Source organism: Nocardia sp. NBC_01377 (assembly GCF_045040005.1).
Lineage (GTDB): Bacteria > Actinomycetota > Actinomycetes > Mycobacteriales > Mycobacteriaceae > Nocardia > Nocardia noduli.
Genome location: NZ_CP109566.1, coordinates 3,984,523 through 4,006,851 on the forward strand (window position 1 = coordinate 3,984,523; position 22,329 = coordinate 4,006,851).

Annotated in this window: 17 protein-coding genes and 1 pseudogene; 6 read left to right on the plus strand and 12 right to left on the minus strand. The window is 66.9% G+C overall.

The annotated features are described in order from the left end of the window. The first annotated feature begins 96 nt into the window (after positions 1 to 96). Positions 97 to 2,916 (plus strand): cation-translocating P-type ATPase, encoded by a 2,820-nt coding sequence (locus OG225_RS18380; protein ID WP_405182790.1) that lies wholly within the window; start codon positions 97 to 99, stop codon positions 2,914 to 2,916. Between the two features lie 66 nt (positions 2,917 to 2,982). Here OG225_RS18380 and OG225_RS18385 read toward each other — a convergent pair whose 3' ends face one another. After that, positions 2,983 to 3,303 carry a MerR family transcriptional regulator gene (locus OG225_RS18385; RefSeq protein WP_405182791.1) on the minus strand — a complete coding sequence of 107 codons (321 nt, stop codon included), beginning with the start codon at positions 3,301 to 3,303 and terminating at the stop codon, positions 2,983 to 2,985. A 137-nt stretch (positions 3,304 to 3,440) separates the two neighbouring features. Here OG225_RS18385 and OG225_RS18390 point away from each other — a divergent pair, with 137 nt between their 5' ends. After that, the gene (locus tag OG225_RS18390; protein WP_405183267.1) at positions 3,441 to 3,875 is read left to right on the plus strand and encodes an Hsp20/alpha crystallin family protein; all 435 of its coding nucleotides are present in this window, start codon (positions 3,441 to 3,443) and stop codon (positions 3,873 to 3,875) included. A 581-nt stretch (positions 3,876 to 4,456) separates the two neighbouring features. Here OG225_RS18390 and OG225_RS18395 read toward each other — a convergent pair. Beyond that, a pseudogene (locus tag OG225_RS18395) lies at positions 4,457 to 5,146 on the minus strand (DUF4389 domain-containing protein); the annotation flags it as partial. Positions 5,147 to 5,678: 532 nt separating this feature from the next. Here OG225_RS18395 and OG225_RS18400 point away from each other — a divergent pair. Further along, the gene (locus OG225_RS18400; protein ID WP_405182792.1) at positions 5,679 to 5,957 is read left to right on the plus strand and encodes a hypothetical protein; all 279 of its coding nucleotides are present in this window, start codon (positions 5,679 to 5,681) and stop codon (positions 5,955 to 5,957) included. An 89-nt stretch (positions 5,958 to 6,046) separates the two neighbouring features. Next, positions 6,047 to 6,211 carry a hypothetical protein gene (locus OG225_RS18405; protein WP_405182793.1) on the plus strand — a complete coding sequence of 55 codons (165 nt, stop codon included), beginning with the start codon at positions 6,047 to 6,049 and terminating at the stop codon, positions 6,209 to 6,211. A gap of 22 nt (positions 6,212 to 6,233) precedes the next feature. Here the strand turns inward: OG225_RS18405 and OG225_RS18410 are convergent, their stop codons facing one another. Further along, entirely contained in the window at positions 6,234 to 7,295 is a 1,062-nt protein-coding gene (locus tag OG225_RS18410) for a hypothetical protein (protein ID WP_405182794.1), read from the minus strand. 352 nt (positions 7,296 to 7,647) lie between these two features. Between OG225_RS18410 and OG225_RS18415 the strand changes: the two genes are divergently transcribed. Next, the gene (locus OG225_RS18415; protein ID WP_405182795.1) at positions 7,648 to 10,854 is read left to right on the plus strand and encodes a beta-phosphoglucomutase family hydrolase; all 3,207 of its coding nucleotides are present in this window, start codon (positions 7,648 to 7,650) and stop codon (positions 10,852 to 10,854) included. A gap of 96 nt (positions 10,855 to 10,950) precedes the next feature. On the opposite strand, the gene OG225_RS18420 is transcribed toward OG225_RS18415, so the two are convergent. The 6 genes from OG225_RS18420 to OG225_RS18445 all read right to left on the minus strand — a co-directional run bounded on the left by OG225_RS18420 (position 10,951) and on the right by OG225_RS18445 (position 16,860). Further along, positions 10,951 to 11,202 carry a phosphopantetheine-binding protein gene (locus tag OG225_RS18420; RefSeq protein ID WP_405182796.1) on the minus strand — a complete coding sequence of 84 codons (252 nt, stop codon included), beginning with the start codon at positions 11,200 to 11,202 and terminating at the stop codon, positions 10,951 to 10,953. A gap of 3 nt (positions 11,203 to 11,205) precedes the next feature. Beyond that, positions 11,206 to 12,624, minus strand: coding sequence for a dihydrolipoamide acetyltransferase family protein (locus tag OG225_RS18425; RefSeq protein ID WP_405182797.1), 1,419 nt, complete (start codon positions 12,622 to 12,624; stop codon positions 11,206 to 11,208). A 1-nt stretch (position 12,625) separates the two neighbouring features. Continuing rightward, a complete protein-coding gene (locus tag OG225_RS18430) occupies positions 12,626 to 13,594 on the minus strand; it encodes an alpha-ketoacid dehydrogenase subunit beta (RefSeq protein WP_405182798.1) in 969 nt (322 codons plus the stop codon). Next, entirely contained in the window at positions 13,591 to 14,583 is a 993-nt protein-coding gene (pdhA, locus tag OG225_RS18435) for a pyruvate dehydrogenase (acetyl-transferring) E1 component subunit alpha (RefSeq protein WP_405182799.1), read from the minus strand. The genes OG225_RS18430 and pdhA overlap by 4 nt, the downstream gene beginning before the upstream one ends. Beyond that, positions 14,580 to 16,388: an acetate--CoA ligase gene (gene acsA, locus OG225_RS18440; RefSeq protein WP_405182800.1), complete on the minus strand. Its 1,809-nt coding sequence runs from the start codon at positions 16,386 to 16,388 to the stop codon at positions 14,580 to 14,582. The genes pdhA and acsA overlap by 4 nt, the downstream gene beginning before the upstream one ends. A 142-nt stretch (positions 16,389 to 16,530) precedes the next feature. Beyond that, entirely contained in the window at positions 16,531 to 16,860 is a 330-nt protein-coding gene (locus tag OG225_RS18445; RefSeq protein ID WP_405182801.1) for a sporulation protein, read from the minus strand. 268 nt (positions 16,861 to 17,128) lie between these two features. Here OG225_RS18445 and ppsA point away from each other — a divergent pair, with 268 nt between their 5' ends. Then, on the plus strand, positions 17,129 to 19,420 hold the full coding sequence (gene ppsA / locus OG225_RS18450; RefSeq protein ID WP_405182802.1) for a phosphoenolpyruvate synthase: 2,292 nt from the start codon (positions 17,129 to 17,131) through the stop codon (positions 19,418 to 19,420). A gap of 80 nt (positions 19,421 to 19,500) precedes the next feature. Here ppsA and OG225_RS18455 read toward each other — a convergent pair whose 3' ends face one another. The 3 genes from OG225_RS18455 to OG225_RS18465 all read right to left on the minus strand — a co-directional run bounded on the left by OG225_RS18455 (position 19,501) and on the right by OG225_RS18465 (position 22,314). After that, complete coding sequence (locus tag OG225_RS18455) at positions 19,501 to 20,271, minus strand: SDR family NAD(P)-dependent oxidoreductase (protein WP_405182803.1); 771 nt, start codon at positions 20,269 to 20,271, stop codon at positions 19,501 to 19,503. A gap of 158 nt (positions 20,272 to 20,429) precedes the next feature. Next, positions 20,430 to 21,428 carry an Acg family FMN-binding oxidoreductase gene (locus tag OG225_RS18460; protein WP_405182804.1) on the minus strand — a complete coding sequence of 333 codons (999 nt, stop codon included), beginning with the start codon at positions 21,426 to 21,428 and terminating at the stop codon, positions 20,430 to 20,432. After that, positions 21,394 to 22,314, minus strand: a complete 921-nt coding sequence (locus tag OG225_RS18465; RefSeq protein ID WP_405182805.1) for a universal stress protein — start codon at positions 22,312 to 22,314, stop codon at positions 21,394 to 21,396. Before OG225_RS18465 ends, OG225_RS18460 begins: the two co-directional genes overlap by 35 nt. Positions 22,315 to 22,329 lie beyond the last annotated feature (15 nt).

Sequence of the window (22,329 nt, forward strand, 5' to 3'; positions counted from 1 at the left end):
CCGGTAGTACCCACCGGGCGGGACCTTGGCCCCTGTACGGCGGCCACCGCCGCGAGGCACGCTCGGTGCACAAGGCACCGAGGAGGTTTCGATGCAGTGCCAACTGGATGTGGTCGGGTCGACGTCTATTCCGACGACACCGCGCTCCTACGACCGACCGGGCGATTCGGCGGCATCGAGATGACCGAGCTCATCGAGACCGAACCCGGTGTCCGGATCGACCCCACGGAACGGATCGAACTACTGCTGCGCGATCTGCGCGGCTCCCGTTCCGGGTTGTCGGCTCGGGAGGCTGAACGGCGTCTGATCCACTACGGCCCGAACGTGCTGCGGCGAAGAGGCGAGCGCAACTGGCCGCGGGAGCTGGCACGCCAGTTCACGCACCCGCTGGCACTGCTGCTGTGGGCGGCGGCGGGTTTGGCGGCGGCTGTCGGGATCATCCCGGTCGCCATCGCGATCGTGGTGGTGATCACGATCAACGCGTCGTTCGCTTTCGTGCAGGAACGGCACGCCGAACAGGCGGTCGAGGCGTTGGCCGCGTACCTGCCGGTGCGGGCCAAGGTGCTGCGCGATGGGCAGGTCAGCGAAATCGAGGCGACCGACGTCGTACCGGGAGATGTCCTGGTGATCGCCGAAGGTGACCGGATCTGCGCGGACGCCCGGCTGCTCGACGGCGGTATCGAGGTGGACCTGTCGGAACTGACCGGGGAATCGATGCCCGCGTATCGCACCGCCGAGGCCAATGATGTCGCGGTGCCGATGGCACAGGCGCGCGAACTGGTATTCAGCGGCACGTCGTGCACCGAGGGCCAGGCCGCCGCGATCGTCTTCGCGACCGGCATGCATACCGAGCTGGGCCGTATCGCGGCGCTGTCGGAGCAGGTCGAGCGCGACGAGAGTCCCCTGGAGCATCAGGTGCGACGCGTGGCCTGGTTGATCGCGCTCATTTCCGTTCTGCTCGCCGCGGCATTCATCCCGCTGGCGATGATCGGCGCCGGGCTGTCGCCGATCAACTCGGTGATCTTCGCGGTGGGACTCCTGGTCGGCAACGTCCCGGAGGGGTTGCTACCGGTGATCACGCTGGCGCTGGCGATCGGCGTGCGCGGACTCGCGCGCCAGGGCGCGGTCGTCAAACGTCTGAGTGCCGTGGAGACCCTCGGCTCGACCGATGTGATCTGCACCGACAAGACCGGCACCCTCACCGAGAACCATATGCGGGTGATCGCTATCCACACCGCGACCGGATCCCACGATCCGTTCGCGGCGTCCGTCGGAGGCGACCCCGTCGTGGCACGCGTGGCGACCGCCATGAACGCCTGCAACAACGCCAGGCTCGGCGAAACCGGGCCCGACGTCGGCGATCCGACCGAGCTGGCGATGCTCACCGCAGCCGCGGCGCTTGGCGGTCGAATCGATCCCGATGAACGGGAACGATTGCGCCGCCGTATGTTTCACTTCGATCCGGTGAGCAAGCGGATGTCGACGGTCGACGCCGACGAGAGCGGACTGCTCCGGGTGCACACCAAGGGCGCCCCGGAGTCGGTGCTACCGCTGTGCACGGCCGAATTCGATGCCGAGGGCCGCACCGTGCCGCTGACAGCGCGCCGCCGCGACGAACTCGCCGACCTGGTCGATTCCCGGGCACGGCAGGGCTTGCGTGTGCTGGCCATCGCCTCCCGTGACCTCGCCGACGAGGCACTGCCGGACAACCGGGAAGCGGCCGAGCGGGATCTGGTCCTGCTCGGCCTGGTGGCGATGGCCGATCCACCCCGCCCCGAAGTCGCCGAGGCAGTCCGGCTGTGCCACGAGGCCGGGATACGCATCATCGTCATCACCGGTGACCACGGGCTGACCGCCGCGGCCGTCGCCGCTCAGGTCGGCATCACCCGGGGCACGCCGACGGTGATCACCGGGGTGGATCTGGACCGGATGACCGAGGACGAACTCGACGAGCTGCTCGCGGGACCGGACGAGCTGATCTTCGCCCGCTCCTCGCCCGAGGCCAAGTTACGAATCGCCGACGCGCTGCGTGACGTCGGACATGTCGTGGCCATGACCGGCGACGGCGTCAACGACGCTCCCGCCCTGCGTCGCGCGGATATCGGTGTGGCGATGGGTCGTTCGGGCACCGACGTCGCCCGGGAGTCCGCCACCATGGTGCTCACCGACGACAACTTCGCCACCATCGCCGCCGCCATCCAGGCCGGGCGCCTTGTCTACGACAACATCCGTAAGTTCATCTTCTACATCTTCGCGCACGCGACGCCGGAAGTGACGCCTCTGCTGATCTTCGCGCTGTCCGGCGGCGCGGTCCCGTTGCCACTGACGGTGTTGCAGTTGCTCGCTTTCGACATCGGTACCGAGACCCTGCCCGCGCTCGCGCTCGGACGCGAGGCGGCCGAACCCGGCCTCATGCAACGGCCGCCGCGCGAACGCGGTGAGTCGGTGATCAGGACACCGATGCTGCTGCGCGCCTGGCTGTTCGTCGGATTGATCGCCGCGGTGCTGGCCATGGCCGGATTCTTCTTCGTCCTGCTGCGTGGCGGCTGGCATCCGGGTGATCCCACCGGACCGGGCACCTCCCTGCATCACACCTACCAGCAGGCGACAACCATGACATTCTTCGGCCTTGTCGCGGGCCAGATCGGCACCGCGTTCGCCGCCCGCACCGAGCGCGCCTCCCTACGCTCGATCGGCGTCCTGTCCAACCCATTGCTGCTGTGGGGGATCGCCTTCGAGCTCGCGCTGGCCGCGGCGATCATCTACGTTCCGGTACTGCAACGCCTGCTCGGCACAGCCGCTCTCACGCCGTCGATGCTCGCCTTCACGCTGCCGTTCCCGTTCATCGTGTGGGGCGCCGACGAACTTCGGCGGTGGGTACTGCGCCGCCGCGCGGGCGATCCGGGCCGTAGCTGACTATGTGCGCACCCACATCGCGCCCAAGCGCCCCTGAAATTTCCAGGACGGCACGGGATGACGCAATCAAGTTCCTTCGCGGCCGCCGCGAAGGCGAGCGTTGTCGGCACCGAGTTCGGCGTTGACGTCTTCGAGATCGAGGATGCGCCCGATGCCCGCGAGGTTGACTCCCTGGGAGACCAGAACCGTGATCCGATGCAGGCGCGCGAGATCGTCGCCGCTGTAGCGCCGCGTCCCTCCGCCGCTACGCACCGGCGTGATGAGACCGTGCTGCTCGTACAGCCTCAGGGTTTGCACGCCGATCCCGGCCAGCTCGGCGGCCACCGAGATCGCGTACACCGCATGCCCGGGACCGGGCAGCCGACTCCCTTGCTGCTCGCTTGTCATTGCGCCCCTCACTCCCACACTGCCATATCAGGTTTCCTATCGTAACCCCTTGCACTCACCTTACGACAGTGCTAAAACAAATCTATGCCGAATAGCAGAGGTTATCCGGCAACCACTACTACCGAGAACGGAGTGTGTTGGAGGTGGCGACCATGCTGATGCGTACCGATCCCTTCCGCGATCTGGACCGACTCACACAGCAGGTATTCGGCACCGCGGCCAGGCCCGCGGTCATGCCGATGGACGCTTGGCGCGACGGTGACGAATTCCTCGTCGAACTGGACCTGCCCGGCATAGATCCCGAATCCCTCGACCTCGACATCGAGCGCAACGTCGTCACCGTGCGCGCGACCCGCCCGCCCCTCGACGGCAGCCGCTCGATGATCGCCGCGGAACGCTCCCGCGGCGTATTCAGCCGCCAACTGTTCCTCGGCGAAGGTCTGGACACCGACAACATTCGCGCCGACTACACCGACGGAGTACTCCGACTGGTGATCCCGGTCGCGGAGAAGGCCAAACCCCGCAAGATCGAGATCGGACACAACGACAACCGTCAGGCAATCACCGTCTGACACTCGGAAACGCCCGGCCTCAGCGGAATAGCCGACCGAGGCCGGGCTCGGCCCTCGAACTCTCGTCGGTCCCGTACCGCAGGCACACCTCCCACTCGAGGAGGTGATGATCCAGCACGATATTCACCCCCTGATCACGGTGTGCGAGGACCAGCGGCCGCCGCGCGCCGACTCGTCCGCACATCACTCTTCTTCCCGTGGGCGGGTCCGAATGTTCGGACCCGCCCAGATCCTCGACTCAGAGCGAACCGGGGATCTTCGCTATTCTCGTCCGAACCGGCTTGCCGTTCAGCGGGTGCACGATGGTCAGCGACGTCAGCAGCCGACCAGCGGCCACGGATAGCCCAGCCACCGATCGGAGCCGGATCGGCACGAGTTCACCCTCGCACCTCGAGCGGGCTGTCGGTCGTCAGCCCCATCACCTGTTCCCACCAAGCGCTCAGCGGACTGGGGTCGGGCCAGACCACCATCGGACCGATCCTGTCGACGTCCCCATCCTTCACAGTGATCTCGGTCGGCTCATACATTGCTCGCGTTCCAATCACGGTCACGGCCCGGTTCCGAACTAGCGCTGCGGTCGGCTACCGGGATCCGGTCGGATCACCGTCGATGAGCGTTGTCGGAACAGTTTGCGTGGTACCGGGTTCACGCGGTCCCTGGTCGAATCGGAACGGCGGGTAGTCGTCGCGCATCAGGGCGGCGTACGCCAGGACCCGATAGAACCAGCGGTTGATACCCATCACGAAATCGAAGAGACCCCGGGGATATTTCGCGGTGAACAGCAGGACGATGGCGGCGATGAGAACGAGCACACCGAGCAACGGGATCGTACTGTCGCTGTCGCTGTCACCGAGATTCAGTCCGCCGCCGGTGAGGGCGAGGACGATCACGTAGTGCGGTATGGCCAGCAGCCACCATTTGACGAGAACCAGGCCCCTGGACAAGCGCTCGGGATAGTCGACGTGGAAGTCGGCCGGATAGTCGGTGGACGCGAGAGTGAATGGCGGGTAACGGTCGGTGCCCAGCGCCGCCAGGGTGTAGAACTGCACCCGCCACGACCAGCGCACCACTCCGACGTTGAAGTCGAACAGGTTCCTCGGGTATCGGCCGGTGAACAGGATCGCGAATCCGGCGGCGATGGTCGCCACCACGAATGCGATCCACAAGAAGAGCAATACGACGTAATGCGGTATCGCGAGAATGGGTTTCACCAGCCATAGCCAGCGCGACAGCGGCTCGTCCAGGTCGCCTCGCAAACGGGCCGGATAGCTCTGGGCGGAATCGGAATTCATGACAGGGTGCTCCTGAAGTCGTGCCAGGTCGCTCGGAATCGAACAATTCGAGCTTCCCCCCGATGGCACTGCGGCCCGAGTGCCGAACGAACCGGTTCGGCGCCGATGGTCACCGGGTCGAAAGGACTTTGTGCCCTCGGCGTTTCACGAACTTCTCCGCTTGCGTGGCCCCGGACAACCTCGACTGCGGCTCCGACCGTGGCCCCTCGACCGATATGCCGTCGCGTCTCGACCTGATCGGTTCCCGACACGATTCCTCCTCCGCCATTGCCCGGACGCGGTGGACGCCAACCAGGACGCGGTGATCCGACAGGGCGAAGGGATCTCCATCGAGCTTCCCTCGCGGGAGGGTCCTATCGGATGGGCGGAAAGTCGCCGACTCCCGGGGCGACCGGATCGCTCGACGCGGTGGCGATGCGCGCGACCGGAGTGCTGTCGGTGTCGTTGGTCCCGGAACATAGAGCCCGAGTCCTCTCATCCCGCCCCCTGCCCCTCGGCAAGCTCTCACACCATGACGACAACATGGAGTTCGAGCGCCACCACCACGGACCCCGCGGCCCCGCTGGCAGTTCCCGCGATGGTGCTGGCGGTGCTCATGTCGACTCCCGCGCTGACCGCGCTGACCCGGCTGCCGCAATGGGCGAGCGAATACGGACCGGCACTGGTGTACCCGGCTGCGCTGCTGTACTTGGCTGTGGCCGCCCGAATCTGGTGGTGGGGTGCCGCGCATCGGGCCCCACGGGCCCGGTACGTCTCACGAACTCGACATGGTCGGCCCGCGCGCCGCTGAGGATTTCGTCGGCACTCCCCCGCCCGATCGCTTCGCACGGCCCATATCGAAATCGACCGCATCACGTCCAGTACTGCCAGGAGTATTCCGTGCTTATCCGTCACACTCCCGTGTTCATCGTCGCGAGCTCGATTGTCATCGTGATCGCAGCGGTGGCGGGGCTGCCGCCGGCATTCCTGCTTCCGCTGCCTCTGGTGGTCGCGCTACCGATCCTGGCGGTTCTTCTCCACGACACGGGCATCGTCGGACGATAGCGACGACTGGTTCTCATTCGCCTCAGGTCGCGGCATGTCGCGTCGACAGCAGCTTTGTCAGCCCCCAGCCGGTGACCGCGGCCATCGTGGCGGCCATGACGAAGCCACCGACAATTCCGATCAAGACCACCAGCGCAACGGATTGACCGGGGTGCCAGAGCGGAGTGGTGATCACGGTGAAGGAGACGAGCCCGGCCAGCCAGGCCGCGGCGTTGATCGCGATCCATCGGGCAGCGCGAGGAACGTGATGGCGCAACACCACCCATTGGCTCACTCCCAACGACAACAGCAGCAAGGAACCGCCGATCACCAGGGCGGGTACGAGCAATGCCGGAGGCCACGACCCCAACCCGTCGGACGAGATCATCGGTACGACGCCGATGGACCACGCCGCCAACGCACCGAGCGCGGTCGCGAGAACCCATGCTCTCGAACGGATGCCGGGCAATACCCGCCGAAGTACCCGAGCCTGGAACCAACCCAATACGGTTCCCTCGAAGGCGCCCGCGGCCAGCATGGCCGGGATGACAACGGCGGGTGCGGCGTCCCACACGACAGAGCCGGCGACCGCCGGAGCAGCGAAGCCCAGAAGTTCTCCGAGGGTCACCGCGGTGAACCAATGCCGCCGGATGCCCTTCTCCAGGCGTCGGGTGCCTTCCTCGAGATCGTGGCGCCGACGTTCGGCAGCCAGGTCGATCACCACGAAAGGGTCGGTCGCGGGAATCTCCATGCGCGGATGACTCTGCTGATAGACCACCGCGATCTCTTCGTGCTCCAAAGTCCCCGCCGACGCCACATGCCCGATCCCGTGAATCCAGTGCCCGTCCAGGCGCACCGATACCGATCGCGGCGAACGGAAGTTGCGCCACCACTGTTTGGTCTCCGGTCGCGCGACACGCACTATGGCGATGTCGCCGGAACGAACGCAGGACACGGGCAATGCGATATTTCGCCCCGAACGCCTCGCCTGGTAGCGCAATTCCCCCAGATTCGGGGCCAGTCCCCGGCCGAACGGTGTGTGCATGACGGCCAATACAGCCGACGCTCCGAACCCGGGAGTCCGGTAGCGAGTCATCTCTGTCATCCACCGATGGTCGCCGCGAACACCGCCAACGGGCCAGTATCCAAAGACCCGCTGGCCGATGCCATTCGTCCGTCCCCGCTCGACGGGCCCCACAGATAGGTTCGGCGCACTGCCGCCATATGGTCGAAAGTCCATCGGCCGACGACGGTTGGACACTATCCGTGGTCGCCGACCAGCCGTAATGTCGGATGTGCACGGTTTCTGTCGGTGTTCACGACCGAGGAGAATTGCGATGTCAGGACAGACTTCCCGCTAGGGAGGTTCGGGCCACGACCGCGAAGCGTTGCGACACGCCGCACCGCGACAGCGTGTGGCCCGAATCCACAGATCCGAACGGGGAACGAGAACCGCTATGCGACTGGAGAATCTCCCCTCGTCCCCAGGGCGAACGGTCAACGATTACGGCGCAGTCGTATTCGATATGGACGGCGTGGTCACCGACACCGCCGCCATCCACGCCAAATCGTGGAAGATCCTGTTCGACGAAGTGCTCGCTCGACTCGCGGACCCCTCGGAGCGGCCGTTCGACCCCGTGAACGACTACCGGCTCTTTGTCGACGGCCGCAGTCGCGAAGACGGCGTACGCGGCTTTCTGAGCTCGCGGGGGTTGCGCGTCATCGAGGGCGAACCCGACGACACATCCGAATCCTGGACCGTGGCGGGGTTGGCCGCTCGCAAACAACGTCTGTTCGCCACCGAACTCGCTCGCGTCGGTGTGTGCGTATTTCCCGATGCCCGCCGACTGCTCGATGGTCTGCGCGCCGCCGGGGTTCCCACGGCGTTGGTGACCGCTAGCCGCAATAGCACCGCGGTGCTCGACGCGGCCGGGATCACCTCCCTGTTCACCGTGCGTGTCGATGGCACCGACGCGGCGAGGCTCGCTCTGGCAGGCAAACCCGACCCGGCCATGTTCGTCGAGGCGGCACGCCGCCTGCACGTCGAACCGATCGATGCGGTCGTGCTCGAAGACGCCACCGCGGGCGTGCGCGCGGCAGCCGAGGCGGGCTTCGGTCTCGTCGTCGGAGTCGACCGTACGGGTACACGAGCACAACTGACCGAGGCCGGAGCCGATCTCGTCGTCACCGACCTCGCGGAATTGCCCCTGATCGCACACACCGGCGTCACCTTCGCGGAACCTTCGCCGACGCGCTGGTGCGGCGGCGCGACGACGACGACCGCGGGCGGATGGAATCTGATCTACGACGGCTTCGAGCCCGCACACGAGGGCGCACGCGAAGCGCTGTGCACCACCGGCAACGGCTACTGGGCCACCCGAGGCGCGTCACCGGGTTGTGTCGCGGACGCGGTGCACTATCCCGGCACCTACCTCGCCGGAATCTACAACCGCGTCACCACCCGTCTCGACGACCACGACGACGAATCCGAACACCTGGTCAACGCCCCGGACTGGACCGTGCTGAGAGTACGAGCGGACCAGGGTCCGCTCTTGTATCCCGGGTGCCCCGAAATGATCGGCCACCACCAGGATCTGGATCTGCGCGCCGGCGTACTCACCCGGACGAACCGGTACCGCGACAGCCTCGGCCGGACCACACGCCTGACCACACGCCAGTTCCAGTCTCTGACCCACCCCCATCTTGCCGCCATCGAGCTCGGCGTCGAGGCCGAGGACTGGTCGGGAACCGTCGTGGTCACGTCGCAGATCGACGGACAGGTCGCCAATCGCAATGTGGCAGCCGATCGCGCACTCAACGGTCGGCACCTGAGCTCGGGCCACCATCGGGCGCTGGACGACCGGACCGTGCTCTACGAGGCTGTCACCGGCCAGTCCGGCATCACGATCGCCATCGCGGCACGCACCCATACCGACGCCGCACCCGTCGACCTCCGGCCACACAGTGAGATCGAACGTCCCGGTGTCGAATTGACCCTTGCCCTAGCACCCGCGTGTCCCGTCGTCATCGAGAAGATCGCCGCCGTGGCGACCTCTCGCGAACGTGGCCTGTCGACCGCGGCGCTGGCGGCCGTCCAGCGCATCGATGAGGCTCCTCGTTTCGGTGCGCTGGTGGCCGCTCACATGGACGCGTGGTCCCAGCTCTGGGACCGCTTCGGCATTCGTCTGGGCGACGGCCGCGGTCATCGGCTCGCGCTGAACCTCCATGTCTTCCATGTGCTGCAAGCCACGGTCGCCGCCTGCCCGGATACCGACGCGGGCCTGCCCGCCCGCGGACTTCACGGAGAGGGCTACCGCGGCCACATCTTCTGGGACGAGTTGTTCGTCTATCCCGTGCTCACCCTGCGTCGACCGGAACTGAGCCGCGCCTTTCTGAGCTACCGCTACCGACGGCTACCAGCGGCGCGCACCGCGGCACGCGCACTGGGACTCGGCGGGGCGCTGTTTCCCTGGCAGAGCGGCAGCGACGGGCGCGAGGAAACTCCGACGGAACTCTTCAACGTCCGCAACGGGCAATGGATGCCCGACCACTCCCATCGCCAGCGTCATGTCGGACTTGCCCTCGCCTACAGCGTCTGGCAGTACTACCAGGCCACCGCGGATCTGCGATACCTCATCGACAACGGCGCCGAGATACTCGTAGAGGTCGCACGCCTGTTCGCCGACCTCGCGACACACGACCCGGCCACGGATCGCTTCGACATCAGCGGAGTCATGGGTCCCGACGAGTATCACGACGGCTACCCCGACACCCCCGGCCTCGGGGTCCGCAACAACACCTATACCAATGTGCTGACCGCCTGGGTGCTCGCCCGCGCCCACGAGGTGGTGGAATTGCTGTCCGGTCACGATTGCGCGCCCCTGTGGAACCGGCTTCGTCTGGGACCGGACGAACCGCGGCGCTGGGACCGGATCAGTCGGCGCCTGCGTGTGTCGTTCCATGCCGACGGCATCATCAGCCAGTTCGACGGGTACGAGGATCTCGCCGAATTCGATTGGGACGCTTACCGATCCCGCTACGGCAATATCGGTCGCCTCGACCTGATATTGCAGGCCGAGGGCGACACGACCAATCGCTACAAACTGTCCAAACAGGCCGATGTGCTGATGCTGTTCTACCTGTTCTCCGCGGAGGAACTGCGTGAGATCTTCGAGCGCCTCGGCTACGAGCTACCGCCAGCGCTGATCCCGCGCACCGTGGACTACTATCTCGCCCGCACCAGCCACGGCTCCACGTTGAGTCGCCTGATCCACGCATGGGTGCTGGCCCGTACCAACCGCGCCCTGTCCTGGTCGCTGTTCACCCAGGCTCTGGACGCGGACGTCGCCGACACCCAGCGCGGCACCACTCGCGAAGGCGTGCATCTGGGCGCGATGGCCGGCACCGCCGATATGGTGCTGCGCTGTTACGGCGGAGTCGAAACCCGCCATGACACCCTGCGCCTGCACCCGGTGTTGCCCCTCGAACTGCGCGAGGTGGAATTCACCCTCAGCTACCGCGACCAACCGCTGACGATCACCGTGAACCATCATCGGATCACGCTGCGTCTGCATCCCAGCAGTGCCGATCCGATATCGGTTTCCGTGGAGGACCAGCAACGGACCCTCGGAGCGGGCCAAACGTGGGACATCGCGCTCGGGTAGAGATTTCGACGCCCGAGCGGACAACGGTCCGATCGACAGTCGCCGTCGTCAGTTCGACCGGAGAGCGGTGACCTGCCCGCGGCGGATGTCCGATACCTATCGGGTCAGCAGGAATTCGACACACGAGCGGATCGAGATCAGTCGAGGGTAATCGTCCTCTTCTATGCGCGCCCCGCGCACTTCGGACAGGCGTTCGACGAAGGTCAGGAAGTCGATCGAATCGAGTTCCAGGGCGCTACGCAACGGTTCGTCGGACGACAGCGCGGCCACCTCGGCATCGGATCCGAACCCGCGCAGGGCAGCTCGCACACGTTGATCGGCTTGGGCGTTGGTCAGGGTCTCGGGCACGGCTCACAGCTCCTCGGGATGTTGTAGCAGGTCGGAGAAGGCGTGGAGAAAGCGCGACCCGGTGACGCCATCGCTGGCGCGATGATCACCGGAAAGCGTCGCGGTCAGTTGCGGACGGACACCGAGCAGCCCGTCCACGGCACACGGCCGCGGCTCGATCGCACCGAAGCCGACAATCGCGACCTGTGGCACGGCGATCACGCCGAAGACGGTTTCCGCACCGAGATCGCCGAGATTGGTGACGGTGATGGTCGCCGTCGTGGTGTCCGCCGAACGGAGACGAGCGTCGCGGGCGCGGGCGACCAGGGCCCGCAGCCGCTCCATGGTCTCGGCTACCGACAGGGTGTCGGCGTTCGGGATGGTCGGTACGATGATGCCGCCGCCACGCAGCGACACCACCACGCCCACGTGTACCGAATCGACCGGGCGAAACGTGTCATCGATCCAGTGCCCGTTCAGCTCCGGCACCGCGCGGGCGGCGCCGGCGACAGCCCGCAGCAACAGGGCGGCAGGCAGGATTCTCGCCGAGACCGGTGCGTCGAGGTTCACTTCGCGCAGCCAGTGCAGCGCGGCGTCCATATCGATCGGGCTGGACAGGTAGTAGTGCGGCACCGTCTGCTTCGACCGGGTCATCGCGGCGGCGATGACCCGTCGGATCTCGTCGCGATCCCGTTGTGGCGCGGGTTGTTCCGCGCTCGTGCTGGGCGGTGCGGGGGCAGCCGTCGCGGGTGGCGCGGGTGGCGCGGGTGGCGCGGGTGCGGCGAACGACGCCGACCGGGCGGCGAGGACGTCACCGGCCAGTACGGCGCCACCGGGCCCCGTGCCGCCGACGCCGACCAGATCGACACCGAATTCGGCCGCGAGGCGCCGGGCGTAACCCGATGCGGGCACCCGATCGTGGTCACCGCTGCGACGTTTCGCGGTGGCTTGTTCCACGTCGGTCCGCAGGACTCGTCCACCGGGTCCGGAACCGGTGATCGACCCCAGATCGAGTCCGGCCTCCTCGGCCAGGCGGTGGACCAGCGGGGTGGCGTGCACATCGGGTTCGGGTACACGATCGGCGGCCCGCTGCTCCGATGGCAGGGTTGCGACCTGCGCTTCCGCTTCGATGCGGTTCGGGGCCGCGTCCTCACCGATACTTTGCCCGACCGTGGAATCGGCGGTGGTGGGCGCACTGTCGTCGGCCCTCTGCGGACGAATCGTCGCGAGGACGGTGCCGACCGGCACGGTGGCGCCTTCCGGAACGAGCACATCGGCCAGGATCCCGTCGTCGAAGCATTCGATTTCGATGGCCGCCTTGGTGGTGTCGACCTCGGCGACCACTTGGCCGGTGTGTACCGCCTCGCCGGGTGCTACGAGCCACCGCAGCAGCGTGCCCTCGGTCATATCGGCGCCGAGGGAGGGCATCCGGAATTCGACCATCTCAGCTCACCACCGCGCGTACCGCGTCGACGACAGTCGCGGGCTGCGGCAGGGCAGCCTCCTCCAGGTGGCGTGCGTAAGGGATCGGGACTTCGGCGGTGCACACCCGGCGGATCGGAGCGTCGAGTTCGTAGTAGCCGGATTCGGCTACGCGGGCGGCGATTTCGGAGGCGATGCCGACGCTGCGCCACCCTTCGTCGACGATCACCAGGTGGTGTGTGCGCGCGACGGACTCCAAGACGGTGGTCTCATCCAGCGGGCGCAGCACACGGAGGTCGATGACCTCGGCCGCGATCCCTTCGGTGGCCAACCGCTCGGCTGCCGTTTCGGCCACCCGCAGGCTGCCTCCGTAGGCGACGATGGTGGCGTCGGTTCCCGGACGTCGGATCGCCGCGTGAACGATATCGGTCACCGCACCGTCCGCGGGCAGTTCGCCTTCGGCGTTGTACAGCGCGATCGGTTCGAAGATCAGCACGGGATCCGGGTCTTCCAAGGCGGCCCACAGCATGCCGCGGGCGTCGGCGACGGTCGCGGGAGACACGACCCGCAGGCCGGGGATATGCGCGTAGAAGGACTCGAGACTGTGGGAATGCTGGGCGGCCAGCTGGCGCCCGGCCCCGGTCGCCATCCGGATCACCAGCGGCACTCCCAGCTGTCCTCCCGACATGTGGCGCAAGGTGGCGGCGTTGTTGAGGATCTGATCGAGGGCAAGCAAGCTGAAGTTGACGGTCATGATCTCGACGATCGGGCGCATGCCGCCCAGTGCCGCGCCGATTCCCGCGCCGACGAACGCCGATTCGCTCAACGGGGTATCCCGGATCCGGCGCGGGCCGAACTCGTCGAGCATGCCACGGCTGACGCCGAAACAGCCGCCGTAGGCGCCGACATCCTCCCCCATCAGGAAGACACGGTCGTCACGGTGCAGCGCCTCGCGGATCGCTTCCGCGATCGCCTCGCGGTAGGTGGTCATGACGGCTCCGCGTAGACATACCTGGTCAAGTCGGCCACCGGTTCTTCCGGTGCTGCCTCCGCGGCGGCGATGGCCGCGTCCAACTCCGCTTCTGCCGCGGAGTCCATCGAAGCCCGCTCGGCTTCATCCAGTTCGCCGGAAGCACCGAGCGTGGCACCGAGGGTGGTGATGGGATCACGTTCTTTCCAGTCCGCGATCTCCTCTTTGGATCGATAGCGATCCGCGTCGTAGAGCGAGTGGGCACGAAATCGGTAGGTGCGCAGTTCTAGGAAACATGGTCCGCCGCCACCTTTGATCGAGGTGATCGCCCTGCGGGTGGCCGCCGCCACCGCGATCGCGTCCATTCCATCGACCGGCCACGACGTCAGCCCGTAGGATCCCGCGCGCAACGCGAGGTCGATGTTCGCGTGCTCGCGGGCGAGCGCGGTGCCCATCGCGTATCTGTTGTTCTCACAGGCGAACAGCACCGGAAGCCGCCACAGCGCGGCCAGGTTGAGACATTCGTGGAATTCGCCCTCGGCGACAGCGCCGTCACCGAACAGGCAAACCGTGACCGCGTCGCGACCCTGCATCGCGTCGGACAGCGCGAGCCCGACGGCGACCGGCAACCCGCCGCCGACGATCGCGTTGCCTCCGTAGAAGCGCAGGTCGGCGTCGAACAGGTGCATCGATCCGCCGCGGCCCCGGCTGCACCCGGTCGAGCGGCCGAACATCTCGGCCATCAGCGCCGTCATCGGAATGCCGCGGGCGATGGCGTGACCGTGCTCGCGATAGGTCGATACGACAGCGTCCTGCGGGGTCAGCTCACCGAGGAGTCCGGCCGCGACGGCTTCCTCTCCGATGTAGAGATGCAGAAACCCGCGGATCTTCTCGGCGCTGTAGAGCTGAACGCATCGCTGCTCGAAATGTCGGATGCGAATCATCTGGCGCAGCAGACCGATCCGGTCGAAGGAACCGAATTCGGTCGCCGCGAAGTCGGTGTCGGTCATGACGGGCCTTCCAGGGTCGACACATCGCCTTCGGGGAGGTCGAGTTCGCGTGCTTTGAGCAGTCTGCGCATCACCTTGCCGCTGCGGGTGTGCGGCAGCGCGGCGGTGAACTCGATGGTCTTCGGCGCGACCGCGCCCAATGCCTTACGACTGAAGGCGAGCAGGTCGGCGCGCAGTTCCTCGGTGGCCTCGTAGCCGGGGCGCAGGAGTACGAAGGCCTTGACCAACTCCCCCGCGACGGGGTCCGGAGTGCCGATGACGCCCGCTTCGGCGACCGCGGGATGCTCGAGCAGCGTGCTTTCGACCTCGAAGGGGCCGACCAGATGTCCTGCGGACTTGATGACGTCGTCGGCGCGTCCGACGAACCAGTAGTAGCCGTCGGTGTCCCGGCGGGCCAAGTCGCCGCTGAGGTACCAGCCGCCCGCGAAGCACTGTGCGTACCGGTGCGGCTCCCCCCAGTAGGTCCGGAACATGGACGGCCAGCCGGGCCGTAGGGCGAGCTCCCCGACCTCGCTTGGTTCGGCGGATGTCACCGCACCGTCGGTGACCGCGGCACGCCCGTCGGGGCCGCGTCGCAACGTGGTCGCTTCGATACCGGGGAGCGGGCGGCCCATCGAGCCGGGGCGCACCTGTGTGGCCGCGAGGTTGGCGATCATGATCGCGCCGGTCTCGGTCTGCCACCAGTTGTCGTGCACGGGGTGCCCGAGCGCGTGTTCGCCCCAGACGACGACTTCGGGGTTCAGCGGTTCGCCGACGCTGGTGACGAACCGCAGCGCCGACAGATCGGTGCCGTCGGGAGGGCGATCACCCATTCGCATCAGCATCCGCAGGGCGGTCGGGGCGGTGTACCACACCGATACCCGCTGTTCGTCGAGTATCCGATACCACCGTTTCGCGTCGAATTCCGATTCGTCGCTGATCACCGTGGCTCCCAGGCAGAGGGGTGCGATCACCCCGTAGGACATACCGGTGACCCAGCCTGGATCCGCGGTGCACCAGAAGACGTCGCCGGCGCGGAGGTCGAGGGCGTATCCGGCGGTGATCCGATGCGCGAGCACCGCCCCGTGCACATGCAGGGCGCCCTTCGGCTTACCAGTGGTCCCACTCGTGAAATGCAGCAGCGCCGGATCCTCGGGGCCTGTCGGCGCGGGGGCGCAGTGATCATCCGCGGCAGCCATCGCGGCGGGCAGGTCGACGCCATCGGGGCCGCCATCGGTGAGCAGGACCGTCCGTAGGGTAGGTACCTCCTCGCGGATGGGGGCGATCTTGCGGCGGTACAGCGCCGCCGTGGTCACCACAGCGGCGGCCTCCGCGATCGCCAAGCGCTGTCGCACCGGTTCCGGCCCGAACGCCGAGAAGAGCGGGGAGACGACGCAACCGGCCTTCAGCGCTCCCAAAACCGCGATATACAGCTCTGGGGTGCGTCCGAGCAGCACTCCGACCCGATCGCCGACGCGCATTCCGTTGTCTCGCAGCACATTCGCGAACCGGTTGGTCGCCGCGGCCAGTGCGGCGTAGGTGTATTCGACGACCTGCCCGTCCGCGCGGAGCCAACGCAGAGCGACGACGCCGGCGGTCGGGCTGCCGAGATGCCGATCGACCGCTTCCCAGGCGATGTTCACGCCGCCGTTCGGCAGCCCGGACAGCTGCGATCGCGCCGCGTCCCAACTGAATTCACGACAGACTCGGTCGTAATCGATGATGTTGGCCTGCGAGCGTTGCGACGACGACTTCTCGATGGGCGCCCATCCGGAGAAGCCGCCCGCCGATACGCCTGCCGCGTTTGTCTCGGTCATGTTGTTCATCGTCTCGCTGCGGCAGGCCGGGGGGCAGAGCCTCTGGCCCACCGATCGCAGGAGCAAAGTCACCGATCGAGGGGGTCTCCGACCCTCGACCGCCCCGGCAGGGACCTCTGTGTCGTGGCAGCGAGCGCGCATGACGTCGACCTCAGTCGGCGGTCACGATGCGCGCCCCGACGAGCAGTGCGGTTACCGCGACGATGCCGACGAGCATCGCGAGCCGATTGACATCGACAGCGGGCCGCCACGTCAGTCGTCCGTTCTCGATCACGTACACGCCCACCGGCTTGGCTCCGAGACCGAACCCGCCTCCGGATCCCTCACCACCGTCTTTGTCGCTCCCGGTGCCGATGCCACCGCCGCCGGAAACCGCTGCGACCTCGATGACGGTGACTCCGTCGCTCTGCACGGGATCGGAGTAGACACGCCGTACCGTCATCGAATCTTTCGCGAGAGTCATCAATTCATCGATTTTCATGTGCCGGACCTATCTATCGGTCAAGGCCTGAGCGGATGCTCGGCCGAGTCCAGTCTCGGCCACGGATACCGTCGCGCCGAGGGTCTTTCGGCCCGCTGTTCGAAGGCGTAACGGCATCAGAAATGGGCACGGCGCGGGCCCCCTGCTCGCCACGGCCGCAGAGATGAGGCCCTTGGTCCCCAGCACCCGGGCACGACGGCTCTGACTACCCGCTCGCGACTGCGCGAGGCTGAGGCGACACAGTCCTGATGCGCAGATCGGAGCCGATATGGGCGAGTACGTGGCCGACTTCCGCGAGTTGCGGCTCGCCGATACCGATATAGCCGGCGGCAAGGGAGCCAACCTCGGAGAGTTGGTGGCGGGCGACCTGCCCGTTCCGCCGGGTTTCGTGATCTTGCGTTCCTGCTACGAGCAGGTGATCACGTCGGGTCCGCACGGCCCCGAACTCGACCGCCTACACGGTGAGGCGCTCGATTCGATCACCGATGAGTCCCGGATCGCGAAGTCGTGTCTGCGGATGCGTGAACTCGTACACGAGGCAGCCCTCGACGGCGTGGTCCGCGAAGCGGTCTTGTCCGCCTATCGCGGACTCGGCGACCAGGTTCCCGTCGCGGTCCGCTCGTCGGCGATCGGCGAGGACAGCGCCACTTCGTCCTTCGCCGGCATGAATATCTCACGGACCAACGTGCGCGGTGACGACAAAGTACTCGAGGCCGTCGTCGACTGCTGGGCGTCGCTTTTCACTCCCCGTGTGGTCACCTACCGGGCGCGACGAGGCATGCGAGGGCGTCCGGTGATGGCCGTTGTCATCCAGCGCATGGTGAACGCACAGCGCTCGGGGGTCGCGTTCACCGCTGACCCGTCGAGCGGACGCAGGGACCGGGTGGTGATCGAGGCCGCCCGCGGCCAGGGCGAGGTCGTGGTTTCCGGCGCTACCGAACCCGACACCTATATCTTCGACGCCGAAGGACCGACTCGACTCGACACGCGCACCGGCCACCAGAGTTACGCGATCGTCGCCGGACCCGATGGCGATCGGCAGGTCAGTCTGTCCGATGCCGAGACCGCTGCCCCGGTGCTGAGCGAAGAGCAGGCCACCGCGGTCGCCGAACTCGCACTGGAGGTGCAGAAACACCACGATGGGATTCCGCAGGACGTCGAATGGGTCTTCGATGACGACACCCTGTGGCTCGTGCAGGCACGCCCCATCACCACCCTGCACGACGAACCGACCCGACGTCCCATCGCGGGCCCGGTGCCCACCCGTGTCCTGGTACGCGGATTGGCCGGCGCCCCCGGAATCGCGAGCGGCGTGGTGCGCGTGCTGTCCTCCCCCGCTCAGGGACATTCGTTGCGAGACCGCGAAATCCTCGTCGCGCCGATGACCAACCCGGACTGGCTTCCGACACTGACCCGCGCCGCCGCCGTCGTCACCGACAACGGCGGCATGACCTGCCACGCCGCCATCGTCGCCCGCGAACTGGGAATCCCGTGCATCGTCGGCACACGTTCCGCGACAACGACATTGGCGGACGGGTCGATGGTCACCGTGGACGGCGCGGCAGGTGAGGTCCGCGCGGGAGAGGCGGAGCCGATCGCGACCGAGTCCAGTCGTCTCCCGACCGGCGTCCCGGGTGTGATTCAGGTACCCACCGCGACTCGGGTCTACGTGAACCTCGCGATACCCGATGCCGCCGAACGGGTCGCCGCGGGTGACGTCGACGGGGTCGGGCTGCTCCGCGCGGAGACCTTGCTGACCCAGGCGCTCGGCGGGAGGCATCCGCGAGATCTGATCGCACGCGGCGAGGAGCATCTGTTCATCGACCGAATGGCGGAATCACTGCACCGCATCACGGCGGCCTTCCAGCCTCGACCGGTCATCTACCGGACCACCGATTTCCGCAGCAACGAGTTCCGCGCCTTGACCGGCGGCTCCCGCTACGAGCCGGTCGAACACAATCCGATGATCGGCTACCGAGGTTGCTACCGCTACGTTCGCGAGCCCGAGTTGTTCAATCTCGAATTGGCCGCGATAGCTCGTGTCAGGGAACGAACACCGAACCTGCACTTGATGATTCCGTTCGTGCGCACCCGCTGGGAGCTGGCCGCCTGCCTGGAACTGGTCGACGCGAGCCCGCTCGGACGCCATCGCGGCCTGCACCGTTGGGTCATGGCGGAAGTCCCCTCGGTCGTGCACTGGCTCCCCGAGTACATCGGCCTCGGCATCGACGGAGTCTCCATCGGCAGCAACGACCTCACCCAGCTCATGCTGGGTGTCGACCGTGATTCCGAGCAATGCGCCGAACTGTTCGACGAATCCGATCCCGCCGTGCTCGACGCCATCGGACGCATCGTGTCCACCGCGCGGCAACACGGCATCACGTCCTCGCTCTGCGGTCAGGCGCCGTCGAATCATCCCGAATTCGCGGAGCATCTGGTGCGCATGGGTATCACCTCGATCTCGGTGACACCCGATGCCGCGCCCGCCGTCCGCGCCACCGTCGCCGCCGCCGAGCGACGCCTGCTGCTCGACCGCGCCCTGCTCGACCCGCGGACCTGATCAGACGCCGACGACCTTTCCGGAACCGGGAGGGGGACCCCTCCTTCCCGGGTTCGGACGTCGCCGCGGTCGGGACTCGATCAGGGGATGCCGCCATCGGACCGCAGAATGGATCCGGTGGTGTAGCTGGACGCGTCGGAGGCCAGGAACAGGGCGGCACCGATGATTTCGGATGGCTTTCCGGCGCGTTGCAGGGCGTGGGTGGCGAAGGGGTTGCGTGACGGCTCGAGCGTGTCCAGCCCCCACGCCTTGCTGACATCGGTAAGATACGGGCCCGCCATCAGCGTGTTGACCCGAACCTTCGGTCCGAACGCGAGGGCAAGCCCCTCGGTCATGGCATTGAGACCGGCCTTCGCCGCCGCGTAGGGCACGATCCACGGTGTCGGGCGGATCGAACCGGTGGAACTGACGTTGATGATCGACCCGCGCCCCGCCTCGACCATCTTCTCGCCGACCAGTGCCGCCAGCCGGAACGGGCCCTTGAGGTTGAGGTTCAGTACGGAGTCGAACAGTTTCTCGCTGACCGAGGTGAGCGAGTCGTAGACCGGCTGCATCCCGGCGTTGTTGATCAGCGTGTCGACCTTGCCGAACCGCTCGTACGCGGCGTCGACCAGTCCGTCGAGTTCGTTCCAGCGGCCGCCGTGCACCGCATAGGGCAGTGCACGGCGGCCGGTGGTTTCCCGGATCTCGTCGGCGGTCGCCACGCACGAGTCGTAGTTGCGGCTCGCGATGATCACATCGGCACCGCAGTGCGCCACGGCGAAAGCCATTTCGCGCCCGAGCCCACGGCTGCCGCCGGTGATCAGCACGACCTGATCGGTCAGATCGAAAACGCCGTCCGCGTATCCCATCAGAGGCTCCCGCTCGGCGGCGACATCGTGTCATCTCGCCGAGCCAACAGCCCGACAACGGTCGGTAGACCTTCGGTTTCCATCCGCACAGCTCCTGACTCTCGAAATGAAGAATATCGTTCTTCATTTCGAGTATGTCAATCTGAGCCGATCGCGAATCACTCCATCGGCCGTACTACCTCCGCCAATGCCCGACGCGGCGTGGCAGGCAAGTCCGCGGCGCTCGTGGCGGCCCAGCCGACCCGGACGACGAGTTGCGGAAAGCCGCTGTCGGACAAGACATCGGCCCGCAGCAGTTCCCGCGTACCCGGCAGTTCCAGTGGCTCGGTCAGCGGGCAGGTCGCCAATCCATAGACGGTGGCCGACAACAGCACGGCGCTGGCGGCTTCGCCCGCGCGCAGGCGAGAGAGCTTGTCGTCGGAGCCGGTATGCACGAGCATCAGGGATCCGTGCTCGTCGAGATCACCTGTCGCCGTCTCGGTGAGGGTCGAGGCGTGGAATTCTCGTGTCAGCGGATCCGGCGACAGCACCGCGTTGCGGGCGGGCACTCCTTCGGAATCGGCGTGGCGCCCGCTCCACCGGGCGAGTTCGTCCTGATACCCCGGATCGGCCCGGTGCGCGGCAGCAGCCTCACGGAACGCCTCGACGAGGCGGATACGAGTGCTTCCTCCCGGAATCTCGCTGACCTGCGCGCCTTCCGCCGCGCCCGCCGCCGCCATGGCGGTGACGAATGGGGCAGGCACCTCCCACGAGGTGAGATGTCGTCTGTCGCTGCGTCGGTCTTCGATCGCACGCGCCATCGACACCACGTCGGCGGTCGGTGTGATCGGTACGAATTCGACAGCAGCCAGGTGCCGAGGGTCGTCGGGATTCGGGAGCCGATGCACGACCGTGTGCCAGCCGAACGAGCGCGCGGCCACACGGAAGTGATGCAGCGCCGCACCACAGCTGATGAGCAGATCTCGATTGTCCGGGTCGGTGTGACGCAAACTTCGGTCGTCATCGACGTAGAGGTGCACGGTGGTGTCGCCGACCCGCCACTGCCACGGCTGGCTGTTGTGTATCGAGGGCGCGCGCACAGCCAAGGCCAGCGCGGCTCGCACGGTGTGGGCGTCAGGGTGCTTACCGGTCATGGTCTTGCCTCTTTTCGGACGCATCGCGGACGATGATCATGGGGCACTCTGCCGAGTGCAGGAGGGAGTTGCTCGTGGATCCGAGCGTCATAGTTGCGAAACCGCCGCGGCCGTGGCTGCCGACGACGATCAGTTGGGCTCCCGCCGATTCGTCGAGCAGAGCGCGGGCGGGCCGGTCGCACTCGACGATCCGTGTGACAGGGACGTCGGGATATCGCTCCTGATAGCCGGCGAGTTGTTCGGCGAGCAGCGCGTGCTCCGATTCGCGGATCGAATCCCATCCGACCATCGGAACGGCGATTCCGGTCGAATCACTCCAGGTATGCAGGGCGGTGAGCCCGACCTTGCGCAGCGACGCCTCGGCGAAGGCGAGTTCGATCGCCGGTCTGCTGTTCTCGGTGCCGTCCACTCCGACCAGTACCGGTCTGACCTTCCATTCCTCGGTCAGTCCGGCGATATCGTGGATCACCGCGACCGGACAGTGCGCGTGTCGCACTATCGCGGTACTGACCGAGCCCAGCAGCCCACGCTGAAGCGCCCCGAGGCCACGACTTCCGACTGCCAGCATCGACGCCGACTTCGACCGTTCGATCAGCAACGGTCGCACTTCCTCGAACGCCACTTCGGTGGTGATCTCGAGCTCTCCGCCGGGTGCTGCCTCTCGGGCCACCCTGGCGGCCTCGGACACGAACCGCTCACCGGCACTGGTCAACGACTCGATATCCGAGTCGGACAAGGGCATTGTCGGCCCGAGCCCCTCGGGAAGTCCCATGGAGGTCAGAATGTGCAACGGCCATCGGCGCATGGCAGCGGTCACGGCCGCCCATGCCGCGGCCTGGTACGCGGACGCCGAATTATCGACAGCGACCACCAATCGCGAGCCGCGAGCCTGCGCGGAGTCATCTGCCATTTTCTTGCCTTTCAT